The 20,214-nt window shown below is 43.2% G+C and carries 11 protein-coding genes; 7 read left to right on the top strand and 4 right to left on the bottom strand.

Translation table 11 applies throughout. The features are described 5' to 3' along the window. Positions 1-136: 136 nt before the first annotated feature. Positions 137-5,221 (top strand): translocation/assembly module TamB domain-containing protein, encoded by a 5,085-nt coding sequence (locus tag AB4Z08_RS33650; protein WP_441578181.1) that lies wholly within the window; start codon positions 137-139, stop codon positions 5,219-5,221. Further along, positions 5,205-7,703: a translocation and assembly module lipoprotein TamL gene (gene tamL / locus AB4Z08_RS33645; protein WP_441578180.1), complete on the top strand. Its 2,499-nt coding sequence runs from the start codon at positions 5,205-5,207 to the stop codon at positions 7,701-7,703. Before AB4Z08_RS33650 ends, tamL begins: the two co-directional genes overlap by 17 nt. Before the next feature lie 92 nt (positions 7,704-7,795). Here tamL and AB4Z08_RS33640 read toward each other — a convergent pair whose 3' ends face one another. Then, the gene (locus AB4Z08_RS33640) at positions 7,796-9,532 is read right to left on the bottom strand and encodes a thiamine pyrophosphate-dependent enzyme (RefSeq protein WP_441578179.1); all 1,737 of its coding nucleotides are present in this window, start codon (positions 9,530-9,532) and stop codon (positions 7,796-7,798) included. Between the two features lie 153 nt (positions 9,533-9,685). Here AB4Z08_RS33640 and AB4Z08_RS33635 point away from each other — a divergent pair, with 153 nt between their 5' ends. Both AB4Z08_RS33635 and AB4Z08_RS33630 read left to right on the top strand, forming a co-directional pair. After that, the gene (locus AB4Z08_RS33635) at positions 9,686-10,207 is read left to right on the top strand and encodes a DUF2867 domain-containing protein (protein ID WP_441578178.1); all 522 of its coding nucleotides are present in this window, start codon (positions 9,686-9,688) and stop codon (positions 10,205-10,207) included. Between the two features lie 49 nt (positions 10,208-10,256). Further along, positions 10,257-10,652 carry a septal ring lytic transglycosylase RlpA family protein gene (locus AB4Z08_RS33630; protein WP_441578177.1) on the top strand — a complete coding sequence of 132 codons (396 nt, stop codon included), beginning with the start codon at positions 10,257-10,259 and terminating at the stop codon, positions 10,650-10,652. 36 nt (positions 10,653-10,688) lie between these two features. On the opposite strand, the gene AB4Z08_RS33625 is transcribed toward AB4Z08_RS33630, so the two are convergent. Then, positions 10,689-11,285 carry a type 1 glutamine amidotransferase domain-containing protein gene (locus AB4Z08_RS33625; RefSeq protein WP_441578176.1) on the bottom strand — a complete coding sequence of 199 codons (597 nt, stop codon included), beginning with the start codon at positions 11,283-11,285 and terminating at the stop codon, positions 10,689-10,691. Between the two features lie 275 nt (positions 11,286-11,560). Between AB4Z08_RS33625 and AB4Z08_RS33620 the strand changes: the two genes are divergently transcribed. Then, positions 11,561-12,820, top strand: a complete 1,260-nt coding sequence (locus tag AB4Z08_RS33620) for a DUF3472 domain-containing protein (RefSeq protein ID WP_441578175.1) — start codon at positions 11,561-11,563, stop codon at positions 12,818-12,820. A gap of 328 nt (positions 12,821-13,148) precedes the next feature. Continuing rightward, a complete protein-coding gene (gene corA / locus AB4Z08_RS33615) occupies positions 13,149-14,255 on the top strand; it encodes a magnesium/cobalt transporter CorA (RefSeq protein ID WP_441578174.1) in 1,107 nt (368 codons plus the stop codon). A gap of 2 nt (positions 14,256-14,257) precedes the next feature. Here the strand turns inward: corA and AB4Z08_RS33610 are convergent, their stop codons facing one another. Both AB4Z08_RS33610 and AB4Z08_RS33605 read right to left on the bottom strand, forming a co-directional pair. Then, positions 14,258-14,764, bottom strand: a complete 507-nt coding sequence (locus tag AB4Z08_RS33610) for a DUF2480 family protein (RefSeq protein WP_441578173.1) — start codon at positions 14,762-14,764, stop codon at positions 14,258-14,260. Positions 14,765-14,908: 144 nt separating this feature from the next. Next, positions 14,909-16,996, bottom strand: coding sequence for a SurA N-terminal domain-containing protein (locus AB4Z08_RS33605; RefSeq protein WP_441578172.1), 2,088 nt, complete (start codon positions 16,994-16,996; stop codon positions 14,909-14,911). 817 nt (positions 16,997-17,813) lie between these two features. On the opposite strand from AB4Z08_RS33605, the gene nadA reads away from it, so the two are divergent. Beyond that, positions 17,814-18,770 (top strand): quinolinate synthase NadA, encoded by a 957-nt coding sequence (nadA, locus tag AB4Z08_RS33600; RefSeq protein ID WP_441578171.1) that lies wholly within the window; start codon positions 17,814-17,816, stop codon positions 18,768-18,770. The last annotated feature ends 1,444 nt before the right edge of the window (positions 18,771-20,214 follow it).

Here is a 20,214-nt window from a genome sequence, read left to right as displayed (position 1 = left end):
CTCCCGGTACCGCTCAGGTATGGATTTTGTTGTTCCCCGAAGGCAAGCGCCCTGGTTAAACTATCCTGCCGGTAAAGTAAACCATAAACGTGCTTTTGCGTTTATATTCAATAATTGACTATTGTAATACATCATAGTGACAGAACCAGCAGAAACCGGAGAAAAACACGGCCGCCCCTGGTGGCGATGGCTTATATGGATAATTGTTGCGGTGCTTCTTTTGCCCGTAATGGCTGTTTTATTATTACAACTCAACGGCGTCCAAAATTACTTACGAGAACAGGGAGAAGTATACCTGCGCAAGAAACTACATACTAAAGTGCAGATCGGCTATCTCCGCGCAAGGGGATGGCAGTACCTCGAACTCCGCAATGTGTATGTAGGCGATACTTCCAATCAGGCCCTTTTTTATACCAGCTCACTGAAAGTGCATTATAACCTGCTCTCACTTATCAACAATGAACTGAGAATAGATAAACTGGAATGGGATACTGTGCTGATAAATGTGTACCGGCATCAGGGAGATTCCGCTTTTAACTACCAGTTTGCGGTAGATGCATTCGTTAGTCCCAAAATAGCCCCTGATACTATTGCTCCGGAAACAGGTACCACCATGCAATTCCGGTTAAAAGACATTTCGCTGCGCAAAGTGAAACTTAGCTATGCAGATGCGCCTGGTGGTATGAATGCCATACTAACCTGGGATAGCCTGCACGTAGATCCGGATGATTTACTGATTGACGATGGGATCTATGCCTTCAGAGGCATTACCCTGGATGGCCTGAAAGGCTTCTTCCGTCAGAGTTATATAGCCCCGGCGGTAACGTCTGCTGCACCTCCGCCTCCGCCGGCAGATACCAACAGCTCATCATTGCACCTGCTGCTGAAAAAGCTACAGATCAACAATAGTAGTTTCGTATATTCCGATGATGGCAGCGGCATTTCCACCGCCTGGAACATTGGTACATTGTTGCTTCGCAACAGCAGCATGGATCAGGACTCCACACGTATACAAGTCGGCGATCTGACCATCAGCGGCACCACCGGGTTTGTAATGATGGCGCCTGGCAAAGATTCGGTTCCTTCCGCACCAAAAGACACGACACCCAATACCTGGCAGGTTTTCGCCACACAGGTGAACCTGGATAAACTAGCCGTTAAATATGATAACGGCGGACCCGCTCCTAAAGCCGCGGGCCCTGATCCGGATTATAATCACCTGATGCTGACCCACATCTCCAGTAAAATCAATAATATCCGGTATAAACCCGACAGCATTATTGTTGCTATAAAATCACTCACTGCACAGGAGAAATCCGGGTTTGCCATCCGCAAAGCCAACATGGATGTATTATTTACGCCACATACCCTGGCATTACGCAACTTCCTGCTGCAAACAAATAAAAGTATTCTCCGTAAACAGATTCTCATAACAGTGCCTTCCTGGGCAGGCATCTCCGATAAACTGGATCAGCTGGGCCTGGATGCTAACCTCGACTCTGTGCATATAGCATTGGGAGAATGGCTGCCATTCGTACCGGATGCCCGCAAAAACAAATCGTTTGCCCCACTCTGGAAAAAAGAACTAACGCTCGCGGCTATATTAAAAGGAACATTGGGTGAGTTGAACATCAAACAGCTTTATATCAATGACCATGAAGGGAACCTGATTAAAGCCGACAATAGTCAGGTGTTTCACGCCACCAATCCAGACCTCCTCAGCGCTAATCTGCCGGACCTCTATATCCAGTCTGGTAACAATCCGCTGCGCTCCTGGCTTCCTGCCGGAACCTTGCCCGACACTCCACGCATACCAGAGCACATACTCATTACCGGTATGTTCAAGGGAGGGATGAAAGACCTCGTTACACAGCTGCAACTGAAGAGCGATTACGCCAACGCCAACATCAATGCACACCTGTTAAATATAACAGACAGCATCCGCAGCAGCTACACGGTGAGTATCCCTTATTTCCGCGCCAACCCTGGCATCATGCTGTATGATACCACTTATGGATGGATGTCCGGAAAATTGAGCGCTACCGGCCAGGGCTATACGATTAAACAAATGGCCGCCAAAGCAGCCATTCAATTAAATGAGGCTACCTATAACGCCTATACGTATCACGATGTAAGCGTAAATGCCGGTATTAATAATGGCGACTTTGAAGCACAGGGAGAAAGTGCCGACAGCAGTATTACCGCTACTTTCGACATCAGCGGTCACCTGGTAGATACCACGGTGAAGGGACTAAAGGTGAACATGGATCTCACCAAAGCAGACCTCTACGCCACTCACTGGTACACAGAGCCACTAACCATACAAGGCAAGCTGATTGCTGATTTCAATAGTATTGAGCCACAACGCATCGAAGGAAACGCCTTTTTAACCAACTGGCAAATTGCTACCAACGGACAGGTATTTCCGCTGGATAGTATTGCGCTGCTCGCGAAATATGATGATCAGCAATACATTACCTTAAAAAGCCCGTTTGGCCTAATCAACGCATACGGACATATCGACTACAGAAAAGTAGGCGGCGCTTTTGCCGGCGTTATCAACAAGCCATTACTTCCGCCTGATTCTACCAACATCATTAAAGTTCCCGGAGGACAGCTGCTATCATGGAATGCATCCCTGTTATGGCCTAAAAGCTTACAGGCCATGTTGCCCGCACTACGCATGGAAGTACCCCTGATAATGGATGGTCGCTTAAACAGTGACAGCAGTCTGTTGATACTGCATGCCAATCTGCCAAAGATCAACTATGACTCTTTACAGGTAGATAGTCTGCGGCTATATGCAAACATATTGGATACTTCTCTGCAAACAAACATATCACTGGCACGTATGGTGCATCCTACGTTTCCATTATATCATACCTTTTTCACCGCTACTGCCAACACCGGTGTAGTAGATTTTAACCTACAGGTAGATGATGTAAAAAGACAACCCAAATACAAATTGGGTGGTATTTTCACATTCCTGAAAGACAACGCCATGCAGTTATCCCTGAAACCAGGACTACTGCTTAACAAACAGGAATGGACCGTTGCAGACAACAATATTTTACGCATTAAAAACGGAGCACCTGATACCGCCAATATCAAACTGTCTCAGGGCGACCAATCCATACAAATCGCCACATTGCGTGATACCAGTGCGGTACCAGCATTACAGGCCAACATTGCTAACTTCCAGCTCGCTACCATCACAGGGCTGCTGGCCACGGATACACTCCTCGCAAATGGCACGCTGAATGCAGAAGCTACTGTGCGCAACTGGGACAAGTCTCCACTCATCCATGCTAACCTGAAAGTAGACAGTCTAACGGTGAAGAATACACGCATGGGAACGCTGGATGCCAATGTGGAAAACAATGGTCCGGGGCAGTATAAACTAGTTGCCGGACTAACGGGTAACGACAATGACATTAAAGTAGAAGGCACCTACGATAGCACCATCAATGCGCAATTGAATATCAATAAGCTGAGCATGGCTTCATTGGAGCCGTTTACTATGGGGAATGTAACCAAAATGACCGGCAGCGCCAATGGCCAATTTGAGATTTCCGGTACTGCCTCTGCTCCCAAAGTAACCGGTGCGCTGCATTTCGACAATGCTACCGGAATGGTGACAATGATCGGTAGTACGTTCCATTTACCGGATGAAGATATTGTGATAGATGAGAAAGGCATACTGCTGAATAATCTCGTCATTGCCGACAGTGCCAACAACGAACTCGTGGTAGATGGTCGTATCAATACAAAAGATTTTACCCATTATAATTTCAATCTGGATGTTACTGCCGACAATTTCATGGCACTGGGCAGCCAACAAAATCCTGATCAATGGATTTACGGTCCTGCTTATATAGATAGTAAAGTAAGAATCCGTGGTTCTTTGGATCTGCCAAGGATTGACGCTACCGTTAAGCTTCGCGATAAATCCAGTGTCACCATGACCTTACCACAGGACGAACCAGGACTGGCTAACAGGGAAGGAGTAGTCGAGTTTGTGGATATGTCTAACCCGATAGATTCTGCACTGCTGGCTAAACAAGACAGTTTAAAATATAAGACCACCCGCCTGAAAGGAATGTTCCTCTCTGGCAATCTGGAGATTACGCCGGAATCTATCATCAAAATTATTATCGATTCACAGAATGGTGACTATGTGCAGGCAAAAGGTACCGCCAATATCAACGCCACATTGGACCCCAGCAGCAAACTGAGTCTTACCGGCCGTTATGAAATTTCTGAAGGTAAATATGAAATGTCGTTGAACCAACTCATCAAACGGTCCTTCGATATTCAGAAAGGAAGTTTTATTTCGTTCAACGGTGACGCCACCAATGCCGACCTCGATATCACGGCCAAATATACCGTAAATGCACCGGCTTACGACCTGGTAGCGGGTCAGCTCCAGGACATCAGTGCCCAGCAGCGTAATATGTACAAACAGCGGATGCCATTTGAAGTGTATCTCATGATCAAAGGCAGTCTGTTAAAACCCGATATCAGTTTCCGACTTGACTTGGCGGAGAAAGACAGGAATACACTAGGCGGTACTCCTTACAACAAGCTGAAACAAATTAATCAGAATCCATCAGAGCTGAATAAACAGGTAATGGGCTTACTTGTGCTGAATACGTTTATTCCGGAAGATCCTATGAGTACACTGGATGGTGGAAATGGTGGTGGCGTAGGACAGGCAGCGAAAAACAGTGTAAGTAAAATCCTTTCACAACAACTGAATAACCTGGCCGGTAACCTGATAAAAGGAATAGATCTCAATTTCGATTTGCAAAACCAGGAAGATTACTCAACCGGTACTGCACAGGAAACAACCAATCTGAAAGTAGGTGCTTCCAAACAGTTGTTCAATGATCGTTTAACCGTTTCCGTTGGATCAAATATTATGCTGCAGGGCAACCAGCAAAATGCCAGCTCCCTGATAGGTGATATCTCCGTTGAATACAAACTTACCCGTGATGGACGTTATCGGATCCGGGTTTACCAAAACAATGATAACAATACAGTTATTGACGGACAGGTAGTGGAAACAGGTGTGGCGTTCGCGCTCATCATGGATTATGATGAGTTCAGGGAAATTCTGCAACGTTCCAAAACAACATCGCAGAAACAAAAAGTCCGCGATAAGAAAAAAAATAAAAAAGACGATAAAAATACGACGACACCTGATGCGAAAAGCAAATAGTCATATCACCTTCTTCTGTATACTGTTTTGCCTGGGATACCTGGTGGTCAGCTCCTGTAGTACTACTCGTACAGTACCGGAAGGAGATCGCTTATATACCGGCAGTGAAGTAAAATGGATAGCAGATACTGTTACAAAGAAAAAGCCACGCGACTACAGCTCCCTGGTGGATGGAATGAATAAACGCATCCGTCCTAACAGGAACAGGAAATTCCTGGGTATGCCTATTAAATTATGGCTTTATAATTTAGGAAACGAACCCAAAGGAAAAGGACTCAATTATATATTGCGTAAAAAATGGGGGGAGCCTCCTGTGTTACTCAGTCAGGCTAAACCAGATTATACCTCCAAAATTCTGGAAGAATACCTGGTGGATAATGGTTATTTCCAGTCTGATGTTGTGTCTGCCGTTAAAAACTCCGGCAAGAAAAAAGCGTCTATTAAGTATACTGCTACTCCTAACCACCGGTATACCATTAAAAGCGTAACGTATATAACAGATACAAGTGCCATCGGAAGAACAGTAAAAGAAACGAAACCGGAAAGTTCGCTGATAGTAGGTGCTCCGTATTCGCTCGATTCCATTAAGGCCGAACGGGAACGCATACACTCCATGCTAAAAGAGCAGGGTTTCTATTATTTTACACCTGATTATTTGTTGATACAAGTAGATAGCACTAATAGCGGGCAAGTAGATCTTTTTGTAAAAATAAAAGACAATACCCCTTTGCTGGCACTGCGCCCGTACCGGATGCATGATATTTCCTTATTCCCGGATTACTCATTGGACAATGATTCCACTTCCACATTAGGCACGCCGGTAAAATATAAAGGCATTTACATCATTGACTCTGCCAAACGTTTCAAATCCTCCGCTTTTGATCGTTCTGTATTTTTACGGCCGGATAGTTTATATCGCCTCAGCTCTCATAATATTACACTACAGCGATTGATTAATCTGGGTGTGTTCAAATTTGTAAAAGGACAGTTTTCACCGGTAAGAGATACTTCTATTCATAATATCATTGGTGGTAACCCAAATCTGCCTGGTGGTAGAAGAGATTCTTCCGCAAGAAATGCCGGCAGGCGAGACACCTCCGGCGGGCGGCTTAAACGGGATCCGACTTACACCCGTGACACTTCACTGGCGAGCAATTACCGCGCTATGGTGAATAACCGTATCTCTCTCGACAGCGGATGGCTTGATGCTAAATTTTATTTGACACCCTATAAACGCCGTTCCCTGCAGGCAGAACTCCGGGGCACTTCCAAGTCTAATGGCTTCATTGGATCGGAAATCCAACTCACAGCTAAAAACCGTAACTGGCTGCATTCTGCCGCGTTGCTCGAAATTGGTTTGCGCGGAGGAATGGAATGGCAAACAGGTAATAAAAGTTCCGGCGGATCTAACTCATATGGGTTGGGAGCAGAAGTAGCCGTTACATTTCCAAGATTCATTACGCCATTCCGTGGATTAAATATTCGTACCCCTTATGTACCGAAAACACGTATAAGCGCCACATACGAATTATACAGCAGAGCTGACATGTATAACCTTAACGCATATACGCTCCAGCTGCAATATCTCTGGCAACGCACGCAGTTCCTGAGTCATTCATTTTCACCAATTGCTATAACTTATGTACTGCCAACTAAAACCACGGCTGCTTACGACAGCATATTGAAGAATGATCCAGGCCAGCGCAATGCTATTGAAAAACAATTTATACTGAGTGGTAACTATAACATCACTTACAATAATCAACAGCCTAACCGTGTCCATAGTTTTTATGTAAACGGTAATGTTGACATATCCGGTAACATTGCAGGGCTGCTGATACCAAAGAATGACACCGGCCAGAGAACGATATTGGGTAACTCTTTTGCACAATACGAAAGATTTACGGTGGAAGGCCGGCATTACTGGAATATTGGTAAAGGCAAACAGTGGATCAATCGGCTGTTACTGGGATACGGCTTACCATACGGCAACTCCGCCACCCTGCCTTTTGTAAAACAATTCTTTACAGGAGGAAGCAGCAGTATCAGGGCTTTCAGGGCACGTACACTGGGGCCCGGATCTTATCATAACAAAGCAGTAGATACATCAGCGCTACTGGCCAACGAAGCCGGCGATATCAAACTGGAGTTCAACTCCGAAGTACGTATACACCTGGCCAGTGTATTTAACGTAGCAGCATTTATAGATGCCGGTAATATCTGGTTGCAAAAAGATGTCCCGGATAAACCCGGTAGTAAATTTGAATTTAGTTCTTTCTATAAACAAATAGCCGTAGGCGGTGGTATCGGCTTACGTATAGATGCGTCTATTGTGGTAGTAAGACTGGATCTGGCCATGCCTTTCCGTATTCCATACCTGCCGGAAAATGAGCGCTGGGTACTGAATAAAATTGATTTCGGTGATCCGGAATGGCGCAAAAAAAACCTGATTCTCAATATCGCAATTGGATATCCGTTCTAAAGAATTGCGAATTAAAAATTACGAATTACGAATAGGAAAGGTTACGTATGTCTTCTTCCCACAAATCCGTAATTCGTAATTTTAATTCCGTTCTACAGCACATCTTTCAGGTGTTTATAATTTGATTTTACCGCATCAAATACATCCTCATATCTTCCTCCTAAAATCAGTTTCCCCATCCAGAGTGCAAACCCTTTCATCTGCGCAAACTCGACTTTCGGCGGCATTGCCAATGATTCCGGATTAGTAAATACATTCACCAGTACAGGCCCGGCAGTTTTGTTGGCTTGTGCCAATACGGTTTCCACATCTTCCGGCTTGTGAATGGTAAATGCGGTAAAACCCATCGCTACAGCTACCGCAGCAAAATCAGGATTTACCATATTCGTTTGCCAGTCAGGTAATCCGGCAACTTCCATTTCGAGTTTCACCATACCCAATGCACGGTTATTAAATACAATCACTTTTACAGGAAGATGATATTGCTTAATGGTCATCAGATCACCCAGTAACATGGTCAAACCACCATCTCCGCACAAGGCAAATATTTCCCGGCCCGGTTGCGCCAAAGCAGCGCCAATAGCCTGAGGCATAGCATTGGCCATAGAGCCGTGATTGAAGGACCCCAGCAACGTTCGCTTTCCTGTTCCCTCCAGGTAGCGAGCCGTCCATACATTCGTCATACCCGTATCCACTGTAAATATGGCATCCTCGGCGGCAATCTTATTCAGTGTGGCGGCTACAAACTCGGGGCTGATAGCATCTTCCTTTCCATTATCATCTACATAAGTCTGCATTTTCTTTCTCACTTCCTGGTAAAACGCTACCATGGAATCCAGGAAGTTCCGGTCAGTATTTTCTTTCAGCATTGGCAGCAGCACTTTCAGCGTGTCGCTTATATCACCACACAGGCCCATCTCTAATGCAATTCTGCGACCTAGTCTTTCCGGCTGAATATCTATCTGCACAATTTTAGCTTTCTCCGGTAGGAAAGGAGTATAAGGAAAATCCGTCCCCAGTAACAACAGTACATCCGCTTCGTGCATACTTTTATAAGCCGATGCAAGGCCCAACAGGCCGGTCATGCCTACTTCATTGGGATTATCATACTGTATGCCCATTTTAGCGCGAAATGAATAGGCTACAGGCGCTTTTAGCAACTGAGAGAGGGCTACAACCTCATCGTGGGCAGGAACAGCTCCCAGCCCGCAATAAATCGCTATTTTGGGGGCTGTGCCCAATAACTCCGCCAGCTCTTTTAATTCCTGTGGGGAAGGACAAATAACCGGACGCGGATGATACAACCTGGTAGCAGTAGGAATATCCTTGGCTTCGGCGGCCGCCACATCTCCCGGTAAACCAAATACGGCCACCCCATGTTTATGTACCGCATGCTGTAAGGCAGCCTGCATCATCCGGGGTGCCTGCTCCGCCGTAGTGGCCAACTGGTTATAACAACTGCAGTCGTCAAATAATTTGATAGTGTTCGTTTCCTGGAAATAATCGCTCCCGAATTCATTGGTCGCACAGGTAGATGCAATAGCCAGCACAGAAGCACCTGAACGGTGTGCATCGTACAAACCATTGATCAGGTGTACATGCCCCGGGCCACTGCTACCGGCACAGCAGGCGAGTCCGTTTAACTGTGCTTCAGCACCAGCTGCGTAGGCTCCCACTTCTTCATGTCTTACATGTATCCACTGTATTCTGCCATCACGGCGCACCGCATCGTTTATATGATTTAAACTATCGCCGGTAACCGCGTAAATGCGCTTAATGCCGGCAGCTGCCAGCATCTCCACTAATTGATCTGCTACAAGTTTTGCCATAATATTTATATTACTGATGTATGAATGATAAAAACAGTTGCTTTCCCACATTGTTCATCCTCCTTATTTTCAATAAGCAGGCCATGGCAAATAAAAATTAATCTTCATAATGGTACTACTACCGTTAATTTTGCGTTAGAAACAACCACCTATATGACTGTTTTAAAACCCACCCTGCCCATAGACTCCCTCCTGTACAAGCAAATGGCTACCATTCATTATCAGGATTGCTTTACTTCCAACATTTCTACTGCTCACCCCGTAAACATTACACAAGCAGCAATTGCTTTTTCTATCGGAGCTCCCAACTGGATCAAAAAACTCGAGGAAATAAGAGACCTGATAGTAAGCCCCTTTGGTCTTAAAATCGGTAAAGGATCAACTCACAAAGGCCCCGGAACGTTTAACTGTGGGGATCAATTAGGCATCTTTAAAATCATGGACAAGAATGAAAATGAAGTCATTCTGGGAGAAAATGACAAGCACCTTGATTTCCGCGTTTCACTTTATCTGCAGCAACAGCCCGCCGACCAACAACTACTCTGTACAACTGCTGTGCATTTCAACAACCGCCTGGGGAAAATTTATTTCTTTTTTGTAAAGCCTTTCCACCGGCTCATTGTTCCGGCAATGATAAAAAGCACCATTCATCAATTACGCGCAGCCGGCAGCTAAAAGCCACAGAAAAATGATTATTTTTATAGCATTGTCTAAATCGCGACCAATGAAACCTATCCCTGCGCCCTTACAACGCAATGCTGTATTGCTGCTCGTTATTCTGATAACAACAGTAACCACCTCCTGTAGCCGGAAAATTACCGAAACCGGAAAAGCCTCCTATTACGCAGACTCGTTCGATGGCAAACGAACCGCCAGTGGCGAAACATTCCATCAGCGACAACTCACCGCAGCACATAAAACTTTACCTTTTGGTACACGCGTAACCGTTATTAACATCGCTAACGGCAAAAGCGTCAACGTGCGTATCAATGACCGTGGTCCCTTTGTTCCCGGACGTGTCATAGACCTCTCACACAAAGCCGCTTCCAAACTGGGAATGCTGAATACCGGCGTTGCCAATGTAGAAGTAAAATACAAAAAGCCTAAAAAGAAGAAATAGAGCAGGAGTGAGGTGACTCACTCCTGAAACGTTTATTTACCCCAATTGGTGCACACCGCCACGCTTAGCGCTATTTCCCCTTTGATCATGTCTTCCCTCCGCAATTTCTTCGATCATCTTTTTACAAAACGCAGGTAAATCCTTCGGCGTACGACTGGTTACAAGACCGTTATCAGTCACCACTTCCTCATCTACCCACAATGCACCCGCATTCTCCAGGTCTGTTTTCAATGATTTGAACGACGTCATTTTACGGCCATCCAATTCCCCAGTTTCAATTAACGTCCATGGACCATGACAAATGGCGGCAATAGGCTTGCTGTCATCAAAAAATCCGATCACAAAAGCAATCACGCGATCATTGGTACGCAGATGATCCGGATTCATCACACCTCCTGGCAATACCAACGCGTCATAGTCTTGCGCAATCACATCTTTTATATTCTTATCCACCGGATAATCTTTTCCCCAGTCGGTTTCGGCCCAGGCACGCACACTTTTTTCTTCTGGTGATATAATGTCCACAGTGGCGCCAGCTTCTCTTAATGCTTCCAATGGCTTGGTAAGTTCCACTTCCTCAAACCCATTTGCTACTACAATAGCTACTTTCTTTCCTTTTAATTGATTTTCCATAAGATGCTATTTTATATAGTGTTATAATATTTAGCCTTCGGCAGAAGATAACCTTCATGCCCATCGCCTTCAACCTCAAAAACAATTCCCGTTGCAAATGGTGACGCCGGCAGACCATTGTAAAAGATCAGTGCGTTTGCGGACCTGTATAATTTCTTACTCATACCGTAGCATATGCATCCTATCTGCTTTCTCATTCGTTTGTAATTTTTTACGGAGAAAATTGCATTTGGAAACAGATGCTACTTTATTTGTTGATATACAATTACAGAACAATGAACAAGAAAACACTCTTTTCAGCTTTGCTGGCTATTTGCCTGGCTGCTGATCATGCCCTCGCACAGGCTCCCGCCATAGAACTTCCCGGCTTTGCCGCCTACGCAGATCCGGTGGAAGAAAATGTAGACATCAATCATAACAAAGGCGTCATTCACTGGACCGGTAATAGTAACACCGTTAATTTTTATTTTCATGCCACTACTACCGGGCCACTTAAAGTAGCATTGCTGGCAAAAGCAGATGCAGTCAGCAAAATAAGCGTTTCCTTAAATGGAAATGAAAAAATAGTAAGCATTCCTAATAATAGTGATTTTGTAAATATTCCTGTTCTGCAAACGAATATTAAGAAGCCTGGTTTCTATTGCGTTTCTTTAAAAGGCATAGAAAAAACAGGGTCTGTGTACGCAGATGTGAAGGCCGTTTCTTTAACGGGTGCCGCAACAAAAGATATACAATTTAACGCCAAACCGTGGCGCCGTGCGGCTTCTGTACATTTAAACTATCCTGTTCCGGAAGGCAAAAATGTAGAGTGGTTTTATGGAGAAATTAAAGTACCAGAAGGAGAAGACAAACTCGGTACCTATTTCATGTCATGCGGTTTTCATCGTGGCTACTTTGGTATGCAGGTAAACTCTCCTACAGAAAGAAGAGTGATTTTTTCTGTTTGGGATGCAGGCGGAGAACCACAGGAACGCAGCAAAGTAAAGTATGAAGATCAGGTAGTAATGCTGGCAAAAGGAGATAGTGTAGATGCAAGCGGATTTGGTGGAGAAGGTACCGGCGGTCATAGTCATTGGGTGTACAACTGGAAAGCCGGTGATACCTATCGCTTCCTTATGCACAGCGTTCCCACTGGCAGCACCACTACCTATACTGCTTATTTTTATGTTCCCGAGCATAAAGAATGGAAGCTGATCGCCAGTTTCAGAGCGCCTAAAGATGGGAAATATATGGGACACCTTTACTCTTTCCTGGAAAATTTCTCTTTTGAAAACGGACACCTGGGCCGCAAAGGCTATTTCGGCAATCACTGGATAAAAACCAATACCGGTGAATGGATAGAACTGACAAAAGCGAAATTCTCCAACGATGCCACCGCTAAAGCAAAGGATCGTCTTGATTATGGCGGCGGTGCAGAAAATGGATGGTTCTATTTATGGAATAGCGGATTCAAACCTGCTAATGCACAATATGGTGATCTGTTTGAAAGACCAGCAACCGGAACGCCACCGGTGATAGAACTTCCGAAGTTTTAAAACAGCTTCTCTTGCCATAAAACAACCAGGTAACTGGAAAAAAGGAGGATGTATCATTTATCTGATACATCCTCCTTTTTTATCTTCTTAAAACTATATTAACCACCTATTTGTCAATAATATGAGGAGGTTGATCCTCATATTAATTAGTCTATATGTCCCATAGGACAGATATTACGCATTTATTTTCTCATGCACACGATGATTTTCTGATGAAGTAGGGCATTTTCGATGCCTTTTTAGAAAGGGCATAATTCTTTCTGTTAACCGGCTACTAAGCAATTTTTACTTTAAATTCGATTTTAAATCCTGATAACATCAGTTGCATATGGCATTGAAAAATAAACTGCCTATTCCCGGCGTAGTACAAGTCCTGAATCCATTCAAAGTGAAGAAGCAACGTATCATGAATTTTAACCCGGCAGAGGGAGTAGCACTCCGTAAGCCGGCGGATAATAGTAAAATCACTGTTTTTGACTATAACACAAGTCTTTGTTCAGAACTTGTACTGGATAAGGTAGAAGATACTTTCAAATATATGGAGTCCTCTCAACTGAGCTGGATTAATATTGATGGTATCAGAAAAGAGGAAATCCACGCTATCTGTGAGCAATTCCTCATACATCCACTGATAGAAGAAGATATACTCAGCATTGGACAGCGCGCAAAAATGGATGAAATCAATGATCGCATGTTCTGTTTGCTTCCCATGATTTACTTTAATAGTGAAACATCCTCCGTGGATATGGAGCAGGTAAGCATTGTACTGGGTAAAAATTTCGTGATTTCGTTCCAGGAAGATCCTACCAGGGACGTATTTGATCCGGTACGAACCAAACTTTTGTTGAAAGGCTCCAGGATACGCAATGGGGGAGCGGATTACCTGTGTTATTCCCTACTGGATGTTATTGTGGATAACTACTTCATTGTAATGGATAAGCTGGGAGAAAGGATAGAAATGATGGAAGACCTGGTGCAACATCAGCCCAATACCCGCACACTGGCCCGTATCAACTATCTAAGACGGCAGGTATTTTTATTCAAGCGGGCCATCTCCCCGGTGAGAGAATTAATAAATGGCTTCCTCAAAAGTGAAAGTGATCTGCTGGAAGATAAAGTGACTAAGTATTATAAAGATGTGTACGATCACATTATTCAATGTAATGACCTGGCAGATAACTATCGGGATACAGTATTGAACCTACAGGAAATGTATCATACGCAGCTGAACCTGAAAATGAATGAAATAATGAAAGTGCTGGCGGTGGTAACTACTTTGATGGCCCCGCCAACACTTTTAGCCGGAATTTATGGTATGAACTTCCATTATATGCCTGAGCTGGAAACCAGACACGGGTACTATTATACTTTAGGGGGAATGGGTATATTATTATTACTGATGATCTTCTTCTTCAGGAAAAGAGGTTGGTTCTAGTTCTAGCCTTTCTTTTTGTAAACTGGTACTGTAGAACAGGGTTCGCCATACATTATACTCTTTACAACCGGGCGAAGCAGGCGGGTAATTTCTGCGTAGGCAATTTCTCCCACACGTTTATCCCCACATCCTTTTATTACTATTCTTTTGTCTGTAAAAGATGCTACATCAATTTTAGCGAGGTTTTGCAGATAACGCGTTTTGTGAATAAACTCGGCATCTCCAAAGGCAGCATAATCCGCTATGGGCTCCAGGTTAGTCATCACCAACATATATGCCCATAAGGGGATTACGGCATCTACACTACAGATTAAACCCACATTTTTTCCACGGAATTGTTCCCAGTCCAGCGACTGCAGAGAAGCGCGAAAATCTTTTTCTTTCAGGATGAGCCCCATAAAGAGGTAATCTTTCATATCAAAGATCACAGTCTCTCCCTGTGGATAATAATCCTCCAGATCTATGGTTTCCAATCCACTCAGCGCTACTTTATTTATGATTTCGTCCATTTTGTCCTTATTTAAGGATACAAATTTACGAATATCGGCGCAGGAATGTGAATAAGTGGTATGAGAGGTGGAGAGAGGGGCCAAAACAAAGAAGGGAAGCATTGCTGCTTCCCTTCTTCTTATGTCAGTAAAAAATGTAGCGGTCTAGAAAAATTTACCACGGGTATCTTTCACATCAGATTTCTTTTTCAGCACTTCAAACAGTTGTTGATCCAGCATGGACTTAACACCCTGTTCGTATGCAGCCTGCTGAGCAGTTATCTCCTGGGCAGGTTGAGCAGATGGCTGGAAGCTATCTACTTTAATTACATATACACCAGCATTTCCTTCAATAGGAGCAGATACACTGGCAGTACCCCATTTCTTATTGAAAGCGGCACCTGCAACGCGTGGTTCGAAGCCCAGGGAAGCGATAAACGGAGTGGCAAAATTTACACCTTCCGCTTTCAGCACTGGCTGGTTAGTAGTTTTAGCTGCTGCATCCAGACTGGCCGGAGTTTGCAGTTTAGCGATGATCTGTTCTGCTTTCTTATGTTTTTTAACTTCAGCTTCTACCTGAGGTCTAACATCTTCCAGTGGAGCAGTACCTTCTTTACGAACACTTGTTAAAACCGCTACTACATATTTATCATCGAATGTAAATACATTACTCACATCGCCTTTCTTCCCTTCGTAAGCCCAACGTACCAGTTCGCGTGATTGTCCTATACCAGGGATCACAAAATCCATAGGGCGAACATTGTCAGCTATTCTTTTATTCAACTTGCTTTCCTGTACTGCTTTCTCAAAGTTGGCAGCAGAACGGCTCTTACCTGCGAAATCGCTGGCAGCGCTGTAAGCCATGTTATTCGTTTCTTTACTTGCTTCTACAGATTTGCCGAGATAAGCCACTTTAATGGCAGGACCAATATTCTTCTGATCCATAATCTCAATTACGTGGTAGCCAAACTGGGTTTTCACCACTTTAACCTGGCCTTTAGCACCATCAAAAGCAAATGTTTTGAATTCAGGAACAAACTGGGAAGAAGGAGTTAAATCGTATTCACCGCCAGTTTGTTTACTGCCTGGATCATCACTGTATTGATTTACCAATGCTTTAAAGTCAGCACCACCTCTTACTGCTACTTCAATGCTATCAGCACGTTTCTTTGCAATAGAATCTGGCAAACCACCCTGAGCAGAGGATCCAATCAGGATGTGGCGAACTTTCACGCTATCCGGCATATTTTTACGATCAACCATTTTCGCGTAAACGATCAGGTTATTATCATAATATGGTCCGAAGATCGCACCAACAGGCAAATTCACGATAGAATCCTTCTGAGGAACTTTTGCTTCGTTCTTGGAAATATATCCATCGTAAAATTTAATATCAGAATTGCGGTTAATAAAACCAGCAACATCTTTAGTAGTATCCAGCTCTTGTTTCATCGCAACGATCTGTTGGATAGCGGCAGTAGAATCTATAGCGGAAGGAATAGCGTCAAATGACACATATTCTACTTTGCGGGATTCTTCCACTTTAAACAGCTGTTTGTGATCCTGGATAAAACGATCCAGTTCAGCATCTGTTACTTTAATAGTGGAGTCAGAAATGGTAGCATAAGGAACGCTTACATAAGATATAGCAGCAGATTGACTGTTATCTTCCTGTTGTTGTTTTGCCAGCCATTTTGGGTAGTATACACCTTGTTTAACAAGGGTCACATATTTCTGTTGTTCCTGGTATTTGGAAATATAGCTTTCCAGCTGATGCAGTCCTTCACGGATCTGAGGATTGGTGCCTGCCTGTGCAATAGCTTGTTGTAAAGCGGCGCGATCAAACTGACCATCACGTGTAAATTGCTGCACAACTACCGGATTGGGGTTTTTACCCCGGATCTGGTCTACCACTTCTGCTTCAGTTACCACAATACCCAATTTTTTGTATTGAGCCTGCATAATTTGTTCATTCAGAAACTGGTTCCAAACCTGTTCACGGATATATTGACGCGTTTGATCGTCAATATTAGGCATTTGCTGACGGGCGCCATTTTCTGCGTCCTGAATGCGGCGTTGATAGTCTGCTAAGTCCAGATCTTCACCATTTACTTTACCCACGCTTGTACTGCGACGAGTGAGAGAACTTTTGCCAAAAAAGGCATCCTGCAACAGGAAACTAACAATAGCCAGGCAAATCACTACAACGATCATGACGGCGTACTTGTCCCTGATTTTCTGAATTACTGACATATATTATATAGTCTACATTTTTAAGGATAGCAAAAATAGAATAAAATAACTGTAACTGCAAAAGAGTATTTTTTGCCCTGAAACTCAATACAGCAAAGGGTTTCAGGATGGTATAACACTTTTGTGGACTATATATCATTCACAGGTTTTCCACATGGACGCTTTATTAACAACTTATTTTTTTCCTCGGTTTTAATGTTTTTAAACGTTGACTGTAGCTGGTATTTCCACAAAAATGAAGTGATAATAACATGAAAGGGTTATTCACAAATGTTAAAAAGCCGGTTTTTATAATCCACATAAAAATGTGAATAAAACAGGGCTAATTTAGACGTGTATGCATTTTGACCGTTTTTCATTCCCAACCAATTCTTTTCCACAATTGATGTGTAAAAACCCCTGTAAAACGTAAAATAACGTGGGAAAAGGTACCCTACCTCACAGGTAAAACTAATTTTGTTATTGTGGTTAAATTTACCCTTAAAAAATGACGATGTGAATTGTGGATAGCAAATGCCATCTTTTAACATTTTCCTAATACCCTGTTGAACAAAAAGATTTTCACCAACAAGGATATCCACCTATGTGGATGAAAGTAAGAAAAACCAGTAATGGCGCGGAAAGAGCATGTTAATTTCATGTGGAAAGCGTAGCAAAAAGGAATAACAACTACATTTGTACACAAGCCGGAAATTTAATTTCCACATATTCACAGCCCTAATAGTAGTGGGCTTTTTCTTTTAAATATTTAAAGAAGTATATAGCTATGATTATGGAAATCGCTGAAGCGAAAAAAAATTTGCAACACAACGGATTTTTGGATATATCAGTCGATCCCTCCCTGGATTTGTTCGAAGCGATAGAAAATCTGAAAAAGAAAAAAAATGCTATCGTACTAGCTCACTATTACCAGGAACCAGATATCCAGGATATTGCGGATTACATCGGAGATAGTTTGGGCCTTAGCCAGCAGGCTGCCAAAACGGATGCAGATATGATTGTTTTCGCCGGGGTACATTTTATGGCGGAAACGGCAAAAATTCTGAGTCCGCAGAAGAAAGTCCTCTTACCGGACCTGAAAGCAGGGTGCTCACTGGCCGACAGTGCGCCTCCAGAGCTGTTTAAGAAGTTCCGGGACCGTTATCCGGACCATATCGTGATTTCCTACATCAACTGCTCTGCGGGTATCAAAGCACTCAGCGATATCATTTGCACGAGCTCCAATGCCGAGAAAATCATCGAAAGCGTTCCTCACAACCAGCCGATCATCTTTGCACCTGACAGGAATTTAGGGGCCTATCTGATCAAAAAAACGGGTAGAGACATGGTCCTTTGGAACGGGGCATGCATGGTACACGAGATTTTTTCCCTGGAAAAGATCACAAAATTGAAGATTCGTCATCCAAAAGCGAAGGTGATAGCGCATCCTGAATGTGAACCAGCTGTATTGGCCATCGCTGATTACATTGGGTCTACAACGGGTTTGCTAAAATTCAGTCACCGGGACGATGCCCAGGAGTATATCGTGGTTACGGAAACCGGAATACTTCATCAGATGCAGAAGGATAATCCTGGCAAAACTTTTATTCCTGCTCCACCCAATAATGCTTGCGCTTGCAATGATTGTCCACACATGAAATTGAATACGCTTGAAAAACTGTACCTGTGCATGGAATACGAACAACCGGAAATTACGATGGAAGAAAGCCTTCGAATAGCCGCAAAAAAGCCAATTGAACGCATGTTGGAAATAAGTGCACAGGCAGGACTTTAATATAACTATCTGATTTTCAAATTAATTCGAATACTATTTTATAATAATAATAAATAAAGATAATGAAGAAGGCCTTGAGAATTTAATATTCTCAAGGCCTTCGTATTTGTATGCGAATCGATTAATTCTCAGCGTGTTATGAGCCTTTTGAGAATCGTATATTTCGTCCGCACCTGTATCAATTCCTTTGAAATGAATAGCTGGAAGCTTTCAGGGACCTGTGTTTGATGTTAAAAACCAGTTGAAATTAATTTTTAGCGCTCTGAGAATTTAAAAAATAATTCCTTCATTGGGTAAGGGAAGGAATTATTTGAATATCAAAATCTCAGCGCGCTGCTAGGCTTGTGAGGTTTCGATATTTTAACTTTTGGTGAACAGATGTGCGGAATTTTATTCCAGGAGACTGTGAGCGAATATTTTTTTTAGTCTCTGAGATTTTAGTATTTTTTGCTTCCATTGGGTTATGCCGATAGAGAATTTTCCAGCGAATTCTCAGCTCATTCAATTTTTCCACTTTGTTTTATTTTTTCGCAATTAAGCTTCATTTCTTGCAGCTTGGGCGCTGGCTGTATACTTCTTCTCCAGGTCATTTTGCACGAAATAACAGATTCGCATGGCAGCAGCAATTGATTTAAAAGAGTGCCATGAGAATCCGATATTTTGTCAAATCATTGGGGTACCCCGTGCTTTTGTATTTCATTCAATTCTCAAAGCGCTTGTAGTGCGCTGAGAGTAACTCCTGTATTGGGGTATGCCAGGGCATCATAAATTCATCGGATTCTCAGCGCCTTGTCAAGGCGCTGAGAATCCGATATTTTTTATGTCTTAAAAACTAATTGAAAAATAAATATTCCGTTTAAAGCTCACAGCCTTGCAAGGCGGCTGACAATTGGATATTGGGAATTGAATTTGAAAGTATTACTGAATGGAAAAATCTGGCTAGATCTCAGCGCACTATGAGTGTCCTGAGATTTCCTTTTTTATAGACTTCTTGTGAAAATCTCTGATAATGAGATTCCGGTGAAATCTCAGCGGGTGAGGAGCGGGCTGAGATTTTAATATTTGTCATTGCGTTTATACTTATGCCGACGGTTGAATTTTCGTGGGAATCTCAACGCAGTAGGAGTGCGCTGAGATCTTAATATTTAAAATTATTTCAGGGTTTTGCAAGGGAAAGGATTTTGGTGTAAGTCTCAGATGATGAAGAGTGGCCTGAGATTTTGATATTTTCAGTATAGCAAATAAGTTGTCGGAAAAAAATTACTGAATCGATTCTCCGATGACAGATAAAGCGCTGAGACTTGCTTATTTGGCAATTTTGTGGATACTACTGTTCCAAAATTAAGTAGGGAATTCTCAGGACATTGTGTGTGCGACCAGGATTTGATTTTTTAATTGAATGGGTAAATCTTCCAGGATTTAAGCCTGGAGAGAGTGCTGAAAA

Source organism: Chitinophaga sp. RAB17, assembly GCF_052114225.1.
Taxonomy (GTDB): domain Bacteria; phylum Bacteroidota; class Bacteroidia; order Chitinophagales; family Chitinophagaceae; genus Chitinophaga.
Note: the sequence above shows the minus strand (reverse complement) of the source record. Positions and strands in the feature narration are given on the sequence as shown.